We start from the raw sequence: 11,033 nt of genomic DNA on the forward strand, positions 1-11,033 counted from the left end.
TGGGTTTCCTGCCTGGTTTCACCGCGCGCGGCGGGTGGTTTCGAACAGGAACCAGGTGCGGCGCTCGGTCTCGTCGATCCAGTTTTCGATCAGGCTGGTAGTCGCGTGGTCGTTGAGGTCGGAGGTGAGGTTGTGCGTTTGCCGCAGGATGGCGGTAAGCTGCTTGTTGTCCTCGAGCAGCTCGGCGAGCATATCTTCGGGCGTGACGAAGTCTGCGTCATTATCAAGGAGGCGCTGAAGCCGGCCAATTTGGCCGATGGAGCGAATGGTCGTGCCGCCGATCTTGCGCGCCCTTTCGGCAATGTCGTCGGTCATCGCAAATATCTGGGCGCCCTGTTCGTCCAGCAGGGTGTGATAATCACGGAAATGCGGACCGGAAACATGCCAGTGGAAATTCTTGGTCTTGATGTAGAGCGTGAAGACATCCGCCAGAAGCGCGGCGAGAGCAGCGGCGATGTCGCGGGTCGCTTCAGCGCCGAGGTCGGTCGGCGTTGCGAGTGGAAGCTTGCGGTTTCTGGCAGTTGTGGTCGTGTCCATGATCGTTCTCCTTCTGCAATCGATCGCCCGTTGTTGAGCGGTCCTGTTGCGGCTGTCTGATCGGCACCGAAGATAGAAAGAAGGATGGCTCTGGAGAAATCGGCTGCTGGTACAGTCCACCCGATACCTAAGTGTAGTTTCGGCAGGTTCGGACCCGGGATAGTTTCGGCCTGTCGCCCCGCCCCAGGGCGATTGGCTCGCAGAAGCCATGAACTCCGGTGTCCCCTCCCCGGAGCCGCGGATCTCCCCTCCCGATCCGCCAAGGCCGCCCCCGCCGCAGGAGGCGGCCTTTTCGTTCCGACCTCGAACGAGCAGGCAACCTATGCCTGAGTATGATGTTTACTCTTCCGCAGTTGCGTTAGCGTCAGCGGGCACGACAATCGTCAATCTGCAAATCGAAGGAATTCCGACATGGCAGAAGAACGGCCGGAAGGTATTGAAAAATACGATCATCCAGCTGGCGGCTGGGACGCGTTGAAAGCTGTTGCGAAAACGCTCGCGCATCAGCAGATCGTCGGACAGGGCACCATGACGCTGCTCAAGGCAAATCAGCCCGAGGGTTTCGACTGTCCCGGCTGCGCCTGGCCCGACCCCAAACACACCTCGTCCTTCGAGTTCTGCGAAAACGGCGCGAAGGCCATCACCTGGGAATCGACGGCGAAACGATCCGGACCCGAGTTTTTCGCACAACATACGGTTTCCGAATTGTGGCAATGGACGGATCACAAGCTCGAGGATGCCGGCCGGCTGACCCTTCCCCTGCGTTACAATACCGAGAGTGATCACTACGAGCCGATAGCCTGGGACGAGGCATTCACCCTGATCGCGCAGGAACTCAACAAGCTCGATGATCCCGACAAGGCGGAATTCTATACCTCCGGCCGGGCGTCCAACGAGGCCGCGTTTCTCTACCAGCTTTTCGTGCGCGCCTACGGGACGAACAATTTTCCTGACTGTTCCAACATGTGCCATGAGGCCACCAGCGTCGGCCTTCCGAAATCCATCGGCGTTGGCAAAGGCACGGTGACGCTGGAGGATTTCGATCATGCCGATGCGATCTTCAGCTTCGGCCACAATCCCGGCACTAACCATCCCCGCATGATGACGACGCTGCATAATGCCGCAAAACGCGGCGTACCGATCGTCGTGTTCAATCCGCTGAAGGAACGGGCGCTGGAACGCTTCGCCGCCCCACAGGACCCGATCGAAATGGCGACGCTCTCCTCGACGCCGATCGCCTCCGCCTACCATCAGCTGCGCACCGGCGGCGATCTCGCAGCCCTCAAGGGCATCATGAAGGCGGTGTTCGAACTGGATGCGGAGAGCCTGAGGAACGGCGGCGACGGGGTGCTTGACCGGGCCTTCATCGAGGAACATACCGCCGGCCTCGACACGCTGCGCGCCGATATCGACGCCACCTCCTGGGATACGATCTGCTCCGTCAGCGGGCTGACGAAAGAGGCGATTGACAGTGTCGCCCGGGTTTATGTGAAAGCCTCGAACGTTATCATCTGTTACGGCATGGGCATTACACAGCACGCCAAAGGCACCGGCAACGTGCAGCAGATCGCAAACCTGTTGCTGCTGCGCGGCAATATGGGCCGTCCGGGCGCCGGGATCGCGCCCATTCGCGGCCACTCCAATGTTCAGGGGGATCGCACCGTCGGCATCACCGAGATCCCGAACAAGGCGCTGCTTGACGGCATGGAGCGTGCTTTCGGCTTTCGCCCCCCTGCGGAGAAGGGTCACAATGCCATAGAGGCCGTGGAGGCAATCATCGCCGGAAAATCCCGGGCGCTCATCTGTCTTGGCGGAAACCTCGCTGTCGCCATGTCGGACACCGGCGCGACCTTCAAGGGCATGCGCAAGCTCGATCTCGCCGTCCACATCGCGACTAAGCTCAACCGCTCCCACCTTCTGACCGCCAGAACATCGCTGATCCTGCCCTGTCTCGGCCGAACCGATCTGGATAGCCAGGCGTCTGGTCCGCAGGCGGTCACAGTCGAGGATTCCATGTCGATGGTGCATGCGTCCCGCGGTTTCCTCAAACCGCCGGGTGAACTGGTGAGGTCAGAGCCCGCCATCATCGCCGGCATCGCCAGGGCGACGATCGGAAATCGTCACGGAATTGACTGGGACTGGCTGATTGCCGATTACGACCGCATTCGCGACAAGATCGAGAAGGTCTTCCCCGACTTTACGGATTTCAACAGCCGGGTCCGGGTGAAAGGCGGTTTCCGCCTTGATGTCGCGGCCTCATTCCGTCGCTGGAATACGGAAAGCGGCAAGGCCAACTTCCTCCTCGCCACCGGGCTTGAGGAAGATCCGCGCATCTCCAATCCCGACGCCCTTGTGCTGACCACCATCCGCAGCCACGATCAGTACAATACGACGATCTATGGCATGGATGACCGGTATCGCGGCGTCTTTGGCAGAAGGGACGTTATTTTCATGAACCAGCACGACCTTGCCGAACGTGGCCTGAAGGATGGCGACAGCATCGACATTCACGGCATCGGCAAAGACAGCGAGGGACGCCACCTCGTGCATGGTTTCACCGCCGTCGAATATAATATCCCGAAGGGTTCGGCCGCGGGTTATTATCCCGAGATGAATGCGGTGGTGGCGCTCGGCCATTACGACCGTCTTTCTGGAACACCCTCCTACAAGGGCGTACCAATCACCGTAAGCGCTGCAACGGTCTGACCAGCGAAGCGCACGCGCGCACCGCAGACATCGGTGCGCGCCTGTGGACGAAAGGTATTACATGCAGATTTTTGCATATAACACCGCACCCATTTCCCGCTATCCTGATGCTTGGACGACGGTGGCAACCAAGACCTATGTATAGGTCAGGTTGTGCTGAAAAAACCGTATTGTCGGCAAAAATCGCATCGGGGGAACAATGTCGATTGCGTCAAGGATGTTTCGCGCGCGTGATCCGGAAGGCGGAACGCACCACCTGGCCTTTGGCCTTGGGGCGCTGGCGCTGGCGGCGGCGGTATTTTACGTCGATACCTATACCGACATAGAAGGGGCGATTGCCGTCCTTTATGTCATCACGATGCTTTTGGCCGCGCAGGCTGTAAGCTGGTCGGGACTGATCGCGATCTCCTGCGCCTGCGCCATTCTCTCCCTCCTGTCCTATGCAGCGACCCATGCGCAGGACGCGGATTTCCAGTCGGCCCTTCGGTTGGTCGTCGCCCTCGCAGCGCTTGCCGTCACGACCGTGCTGCTTCTGAAAACGGAGACCGCCCGGCTGGCGATGGTGTCGGTCAATACGGCACTGAAGGAGAGCGAAGAGCGTTATCGCTCTATCTTCGACCGTACGCGCGTCGCACTCTGGGAACGCGACTATTCGAAACTTCACGCCCTGCTGATGGGCCTCAAGCAACAGGGCATCACCGACATGCGCGCCCATGCCCGCGCCAATCCGGACTTTACGCAGCAATGCATCGATCTCATAACCGTCGTTGCGTCGAATGAGGCCGGAAAGGAAATGCTGGGTTACGACCCCTCAATCCGCGGCACTCTCCAGCAATCGGTCGTTTCTTCTTCCGGCAAATTCGTCGATGTCCTGCAGGCGATCATCGACAACCGGCCTGTCTTCGAAGACAAGGTGGTGGTGCGCACAAACACCGGCGAAGACAAGCTGGTGCTTCTTTCCATCAGTTTCCCTGCGGAAGCGGCCTCCTTCAACCGTGTGGTGGTCAGCATGGTGGATATCACCCAGCGCGAAATGGCGCTGAAGGCACTGGCGGAGGCGCAGGCGGAGCTGACAAAGGCATCGAAGGCGGCGGCCGTCGGCGCCATGTCCGCATCACTCTCCCACGAGCTGAACCAGCCGCTTGGCGCCATCATCGTCAACGCGCAGACATTGCTGCGGTGGCTCGATCGCGATCCGCCGGATATTGCCGCCGCCCGCCGGTCGGCCGAACGCATGATCCGCGATGGGCAGCGCGCCAGTGAAATCATCCAGAACACACGCAGCCTGCTCGCCCATACGAGCGGCAAGATGGAAACCTTCGACCTGGATGAATTCATCGATGAAACGCTCAGTCTTCTGGAACATGAGCTGGAACGCAGCGGAACCACGGTATATGTGGAAAAAACCGCCACGCCGCCGATAATGGCTGTCAGGATCGAGTTGCAGCAGGTTCTCATCAACCTTCTCACCAATGCCATTCAGGCCATGGACGAGGCGGGTACCGGCAATCGCACCATCACGGTGCGAAAGGAGCGCGAAGACAGCGACAATATCCATATTGCCGTTCACGACAATGGACCGGGTTTCCCGGTGCAGATGAAGGAAAAGCTGTTCTCTCCGTTTTTCACGACCAAGGAGACGGGAATGGGCATGGGGCTTTCCATCTGCCGCACGACACTGGAAGCACGGGGCGGCAGGCTTACCGGTGACAATCATCCTCTCGGCGGGGCGGTCTTTACCATTTCCATGCCGGTTAGCCAGGAGATGGAACATGCCTGAATTGCGCAAGTCGGCAAAGGAGCCACCATCACCCATCGTGTTCATCGTCGACGACGATTTGTCGATGCGCGAAGCACTCACCGATCTTTTCCGCTCCATGAAATTCGATGCCGAAGCTTTCGACAGCGCCGCCGCCTTTCTCGAAAAAGCCAATCTGAACCGGCCCGGCTGCCTGCTGCTTGATGTGCGGCTTCCGGGCATAAGCGGCCTTGATTTCCAGATGCAGCTGGAACGCGTCGGAAACAGGATGCCGATCATTTTCATGACCGGCTTCGGCGATATCCCCATGAGCGTACGGGCGATGAAGGCCGGCGCCGTCGATTTTTTGACCAAGCCCTTCAAGGAACAGGACATTCTTGACGCCGTTGCGGCAGCGATGGAAAGGGATGCGTCGCAACGCCGCGAAAGCGCCCAGAATGAGGCCGTCACCTCCCTTGCCGAACAGCTGACACCAAGGGAACGCGAGGTCATGGGTGCTGTTGTCCGCGGCCTGATGAACAAGCAGATCGCCTATGAACTCGGCATCAGCGAAGTTACCGTGAAACTGCACCGTGGCAATGTCATGCGAAAAATGGAGGCCAGATCGGTCGCCGACCTCGTGCGGAAAGCAGAGCTGATCGGCGAGAAGCCCAGGCCACCTGTATCTTAGTATGGTATCTTTCGCAGGGGCACGCGCGCATAGAAGATGAAAGAAAAACAGAAAAGGTCGCGTTCATTGCCCCCCGTTCCCGTCATTGCCGTCGTCGACGACGATCCCGCCATTCGCGAAGCCATGGATGATCTCATCATGTCCTTCGGTTACGAATGCCGCCTGTATGCTTCTGCCGAACACTTTCTGGAAGCGCAGCAGCAGACGGACATCGACTGCATCATCGTGGATGTGAAGATGCCCGGACTCTCCGGCATCGAATTGCAGAGTGAGTTGAACCGGCGCGGCGAGCATGCGCCGATGATCTTCGTCACCTCCTATCAGGATGAGCGCACCCGGAATGCGGCCTTGAACGGCGGCGCTTTGGCCTTTCTCGGCAAGCCGGTGAATATCGTCAGTCTGATCGGATGCCTGGAATCCGTTCTCGCCCGGCCGTCCTGATGGCTGACGCTTCGCCACCGGGCAAGTGAGCCAGCCCATATCCGCTCACAGACAAGCCTTCCATCGCTTTAACTGCATCCTCCCAGGTAAAATCCGTCGCCACTTCATGCTCCGACGCCTGGCGTCCGGGCAGGCATTGCCGTTGAGCGGATACCTCACGGCGCTTACCCCGCCGCCAACACCTTCCGCTATACGAACTAGACCTCTGTATAGATGCCGGCTCCGCTTCTCCGCCGTAGCCTTTGCTCCAGTCAAGCGCTTCCCCACCGAACGTTCCTGACGACACCATCACCCCTTTTTAGGAGCAGGGTATGACCTCCATCAGCAAGAATGCCGACCAGCAGAGACCCCGTCGTCTCAAAGTCGCAGCGGTGTTGGCACTGGGTACGGTTGCCGTGCTCGGTGGCAATGCTTTTCTGATAAGGAATAGTGAACCGGCGCTTGCGGCCTCCGAAGACGTCGCATCAGCCAGCGCCTTCCGCATCCTCACACCGCAGACGATTGACAGGCTGGGCGGACTTTTCGCTCCCGTGCCGGCGCTCAGTGAAACGTCCGAAGGCACACAGGCTGTTCCGGCACTGGACAAGACATCCTGCATCGCCACCCGCACCACCCAGAAAACCGACCGGCGCGACGCGCTCGATCCAAAAGCCTTCTGCCAGCTGCAACACCGCCTCTTTAATGCCGAGCTGATCGACCGCATCGCCGTGCTCCAGCTCGCATCGCAGACCCGCTCTATCGACACCTCGGCCGACACCTCGGCCCAATTCGCCATGAACAAGGAGTTCTGAAATGGAAACATTGACCAGACGCGCAGTCCTCGCAATCGGCGCCGTCGGCGGCACTGCTCTTGCCGCCAGCACGGCCGGAGCAGCATCTTTCGGCAATCCTGATCAGCCCGCCGAAGGAGCAATCAATGCCAATGCCGCGGGCCTCAGCGATCCCGGCCCGAAGAACCCCGCGATCAACGACCAGTTCCCATCCTTCCAGAGCCCGCCGGCGACCGATGTGGGCGACATGCAGCTCTTCTGGGGCTCGTTCAACAACGCCGCCAAACGTATCCAGAACGGCGGATGGGCACGCCAGGTCACCAAGTCGGACTTCGCGATTTCGGATGCCGTGTCCGGCGTCAACATGCGGCTGGGACCGGGCGGCATTCGCGAGATGCACTGGCACCGCGCCGCAGAATGGGCGATCATGACCAATGGGCGTTGCCGCATCACGTTGCTCGATACGCAGGGCCGCGCCTATGTACAGGATGTCGAGGCCGGTGATCTCTGGTATTTTCCGGCTGGCTATCCGCATTCGCTGCAGGGGCTTGGCCCTGAAGGATGCGAATTCGTCATCGTATTCGATGAAGGCGATCAGTCCGAATATGGCACCCTGCTTCTCACTGACTGGCTGGCGCATACCTCACCGGAACTGCTGGCCAAGAATTTCGGCGTCGCGCAGGACGTGTTCCGGAACATTCCGCTGCAGAACCTCTGGATTTTCCAGGGCAAGGAGCCGGGACCGCTCTCCGGGGATCAGGAGGCCGTTGCCGGTGCCGGTCTTCCCCCGTTCCCGTTCACCTATAAACTCGCTGCATCAAAACCGCTGAAGGAAAATGCCGCGGGCATTATTCGCCTTGCGGACAGCAGCGCCTTCACCGTGTCCAAAACCATCGCCGCCGCCATTGAAACGATCAAGCCCGGCGGTGTGCGCGAAATGCACTGGCACCCCAATGCGGATGAATGGCAATACTGGATCAAGGGCGAAGGCCGGATGACCGTGTTCGACGCGGGCCCGCGCAGCCAGACGGCCGACTTCCGCGCCGGCGATATTGGTTACGTGAAAAGAAGCCAGGGCCACATCATCGAAAATACTGGGACGACCGACCTGCAATTCGTCGCGGTCTTCAAGACTGCCGAATATCAGGAGGTCAGCCTGTCCTCATGGCTCACGCACACCCCGCCGGCGCTGGTGGCCCAGCATCTCAACGTCAGCATTGAGGACGTGGCGAAATTTCCCGCAAACCAGCCGGCGATGATGCCGGGCTGAACATCCATGAGCCCAAAGACCGGCGTTTCGGCATGTCCGATCCGCCGGTCCTTGCCTACCGAGACAAGGCGACATCTGAGCCGAATGACCATTCAACTTGACGCAGCGTCCCGCGCCTTCAGCCACAGGCCGAATTCCTGAACAACGGCCACCACCTTCTCCAGCCGCCGGCCTTCCGCCGTCAGAGCATATTCCACCTTGATTGGCGTGGTCGGATAGACCGTGCGCGCCACGAGTTCTGCTTCTTCAAGCGCGCGGAGATCAAGGGTGAGCATTCTCTGGGAAATGCCCGGCACCAGCCTCCTGAGTTCGTTGAACCGCTTCGGCCCATCCACGAGATAAGACACGATGAGCAGACGCCAGCGTCCGCCGAGCAGATGCATGGCTTGTTCAACGGAGCAGCCTGATACGGTGTCCTTCATCGGTTAGCCTCTCAGCTTTACCAGGTATAATTTATGTACCTAGATGACAAGTTTTTGCGTTCTTACGTTTTTATACCGCCTGACCTACATGGAAGTCACGCCTTTCCTGCAACGGAAGAATGGTGCCGAAATCCATGGAGACCAATCCGAATGAAGTTGTATTTCATGCCCGCCGCCTGCTCGCTTTCTCCCCATATCGTCGCAAACGAGCTGGGTCTCGACGTCGAATTCATCAAGGTCGATCAGAATGATCGCACAACGGATCAGGGGAAGAACTTCTACAACATCAACCCGCATGGCTATATTCCGGCGCTGGAGCTTGAAGACGGCAACGTGCTGCGGGAAGGTCCCGTCATCGTTCAATATCTTGCAGACCAGAAGCCCGAGGCGGGCCTTGCGCCGGCCAATGGAACCTTTGCGCGATACAGGCTGCAGGAGATGCTGAGCTTTCTTTCGACCGAAATCCACAAGGGCTTCATCCCGCTCCTTTATGCGCGTCAGGCTGGTGATTATATCGAGACGGCAAGGCCGAAGCTGGAGAAACGCTTCGCGTGGATCAACGAGCATCTTGCCGACAAGGATTTTCTGATGGGGGACAGGTTCACGGTCGCTGATGCTTATCTGTTTGCCCTGGCGGGTTGGGGGCAGGCCCCATGGCTGAAATCCTATTACAATGCGCCAATCCACTTCGATCACCTGCAGAACCTGCAAGCCTGGTACAGCCGCGTGAAAGGGCGCGAGGCGGTTCAAAAATCCATTCTTCAGGAGGGCCTGGAATTGCACTGACAGGGTGGGTGTCTGGCCTTCACATATCCGGAAACAGCTCCCGGATCAGGCGCGATCGCCGGCCCGCCTCAAGGAGACGAGCCGGCAGCTTCAAACCTACAGAATGTCAGATTGCCAGAACCGATACAGCTCCGCGACATTGCTGCTGGTCATGAGCGGCATTGCGGTCTTGAGCCTTTCTGCCGGCCACTCCCACCATTTCATCTCCAGCAGGCGGGCAATGTCATCGTCATCAAACCGCTTGCGGATGGTTCTGGCGGGGTTGCCGCCGACGATGGCGTAAGGTTCGACGTTCTTCGTCACCAGCGCCCGGGTTCCGATGACGGCGCCATCGCCGATCTTGATGCCGGGCATGATGATCGCTTCCGAACCTATCCAGACATCATTGCCGATGACGGTGTCGCCCGCCGGCAGATAGCCATTCTCGGCTTTCTCGAATTCCGGCACCTCCGGCATGAAAAAGAACGGGAAGGTGCTGATCCACTCATTCCGATGGCCCTGATTGCCCGCCATGATGAAGGCAGCGCCTGAGCCGATTGAGCAGAAGCTTCCGATCACCAGCCTGTCCGCACCCTCATCCGGCAGCAGATAACGGGCGCAATCTTCAAAGCTGTGGCCGTGATAATAGCCGGAATAATAGCTGTATTTACCGACGACGAGGTTCGGGCTCTTTACCTGCCTGTCGAGCGTGATGCCCCGGAAGGGGCTTTCGAAATAATTTTCCATCGAGTTAGTCTCACTGCATGTGTTCGCATTCGCCTGCCTTCAGGCAAGCCGACGCCAAGCGTGAAGCCGGCCAGCTTCTCGCTCGATGCTCCTCGCGCTGCGGCGGGAGCTAGATGCAGGTGATACTCGAGGTTTTTATCATCCGGTCTGATTAGCGCAAAAAGCCTCGAAGGCCAAGCCATGCTGACCGGCAGTGTGCGGGAAATCGCTTGGGGCACATCACCAAACTCGGAGCTGTTTGACCTATCGCACAGACGAAGCACACGCGATGCCACAGAGTACCTCCGTAACGTCATGTCATCCCCGCCGTGGCAATTGTCCGTCTCGGGTGAATCGACAGGATGCAAATATAAAGCGAATTTCAGAGAGTGTTCGGGCGGGAATTCCGGCAATGATCACAAAGGCGACGACATGGCAGAAGGGGATGCGCATTCTGTGCGCGCTTGCCCTGTTCGCCATCGGTTTCGCCCATCGCGTGCCGGTGGCAGAAGCCGGTTTTGCCGCAACTGAAATCTCCGCTTATATGCTGCCGGATGGCAGCCTGCCGGATCTTTGCCACACTTTCGATCATGACGATGGTCAGTCCCACCCCGACCGGCACGCCGTTGTTCGCCTCTGCGAGGTTTGCCGGATCGTGGCCGGCATCCTGCTGCCGCAACCGGCCGATATGACCGGCATGCCGCTCCTCATCGAGACCGGTGAAGGTTTCGTGGCGGATACGGCCGCATTCAGGCCAACAGTTCTTCTGATGAGCGCCGCACCGCGCGCGCCACCTCTTTCCGCCTGACCGCATGAAAGGCGTGTCCCTGCGACAGCCCTGAGGTCCTGCGGGCCGGCAGACGGGTTTCTCTCCTTCCCTCCCCGATGCCGCCCCAAAGGCCGGCCATGGCAGCCGTTTTTCCGGAACGGTGCCGGATTTCCGGCTCTTCCGCCACGTTGATCGGCG

General features: G+C 59.2%; 11 protein-coding genes. 8 read left to right on the forward strand and 3 right to left on the reverse strand.

The annotated features are described in order from the left end of the window. Window positions 1-18 precede the first annotated feature (18 nt). The gene (locus tag M0412_RS20325) at window positions 19-537 is read right to left on the reverse strand and encodes a Dps family protein (protein ID WP_269700043.1); all 519 of its coding nucleotides are present in this window, start codon (window positions 535-537) and stop codon (window positions 19-21) included. A gap of 411 nt (window positions 538-948) precedes the next feature. Here M0412_RS20325 and M0412_RS20330 point away from each other — a divergent pair, with 411 nt between their 5' ends. The 6 genes from M0412_RS20330 to M0412_RS20355 all read left to right on the forward strand — a co-directional run bounded on the left by M0412_RS20330 (window position 949) and on the right by M0412_RS20355 (window position 8,153). After that, window positions 949-3,243, forward strand: coding sequence for an FdhF/YdeP family oxidoreductase (locus tag M0412_RS20330; RefSeq protein ID WP_269700042.1), 2,295 nt, complete (start codon window positions 949-951; stop codon window positions 3,241-3,243). 199 nt (window positions 3,244-3,442) lie between these two features. Beyond that, complete coding sequence (locus M0412_RS20335) at window positions 3,443-5,023, forward strand: ATP-binding protein (RefSeq protein WP_269700041.1); 1,581 nt, start codon at window positions 3,443-3,445, stop codon at window positions 5,021-5,023. Continuing rightward, window positions 5,016-5,672 (forward strand): response regulator transcription factor, encoded by a 657-nt coding sequence (locus M0412_RS20340; protein ID WP_142842056.1) that lies wholly within the window; start codon window positions 5,016-5,018, stop codon window positions 5,670-5,672. Before M0412_RS20335 ends, M0412_RS20340 begins: the two co-directional genes overlap by 8 nt. Window positions 5,673-5,738: 66 nt before the next feature. Next, a complete protein-coding gene (locus M0412_RS20345; protein WP_142842055.1) occupies window positions 5,739-6,113 on the forward strand; it encodes a response regulator transcription factor in 375 nt (124 codons plus the stop codon). A gap of 311 nt (window positions 6,114-6,424) precedes the next feature. Beyond that, window positions 6,425-6,904 carry a hypothetical protein gene (locus M0412_RS20350; protein WP_269700040.1) on the forward strand — a complete coding sequence of 160 codons (480 nt, stop codon included), beginning with the start codon at window positions 6,425-6,427 and terminating at the stop codon, window positions 6,902-6,904. Window position 6,905: 1 nt separating this feature from the next. Continuing rightward, window positions 6,906-8,153, forward strand: coding sequence for an oxalate decarboxylase family bicupin (locus M0412_RS20355; RefSeq protein WP_269700039.1), 1,248 nt, complete (start codon window positions 6,906-6,908; stop codon window positions 8,151-8,153). 92 nt (window positions 8,154-8,245) lie between these two features. Here M0412_RS20355 and M0412_RS20360 read toward each other — a convergent pair whose 3' ends face one another. Beyond that, window positions 8,246-8,575 (reverse strand): helix-turn-helix domain-containing protein, encoded by a 330-nt coding sequence (locus M0412_RS20360; protein ID WP_269700038.1) that lies wholly within the window; start codon window positions 8,573-8,575, stop codon window positions 8,246-8,248. Between the two features lie 150 nt (window positions 8,576-8,725). On the opposite strand from M0412_RS20360, the gene gstA reads away from it, so the two are divergent. Continuing rightward, complete coding sequence (gene gstA, locus M0412_RS20365; protein ID WP_269700037.1) at window positions 8,726-9,361, forward strand: glutathione transferase GstA; 636 nt, start codon at window positions 8,726-8,728, stop codon at window positions 9,359-9,361. Between the two features lie 96 nt (window positions 9,362-9,457). Here the strand turns inward: gstA and catB are convergent, their stop codons facing one another. Continuing rightward, window positions 9,458-10,087 (reverse strand): type B chloramphenicol O-acetyltransferase, encoded by a 630-nt coding sequence (gene catB / locus M0412_RS20370; protein ID WP_269700036.1) that lies wholly within the window; start codon window positions 10,085-10,087, stop codon window positions 9,458-9,460. A 391-nt stretch (window positions 10,088-10,478) separates the two neighbouring features. On the opposite strand from catB, the gene M0412_RS20375 reads away from it, so the two are divergent. After that, the gene (locus tag M0412_RS20375; RefSeq protein WP_269700035.1) at window positions 10,479-10,874 is read left to right on the forward strand and encodes a hypothetical protein; all 396 of its coding nucleotides are present in this window, start codon (window positions 10,479-10,481) and stop codon (window positions 10,872-10,874) included. The last annotated feature ends 159 nt before the right edge of the window (window positions 10,875-11,033 follow it).

It is taken from the genome of Agrobacterium sp. O3.4 (genome assembly GCF_041414895.1).
Lineage (GTDB): Bacteria > Pseudomonadota > Alphaproteobacteria > Rhizobiales > Rhizobiaceae > Agrobacterium > Agrobacterium cucumeris.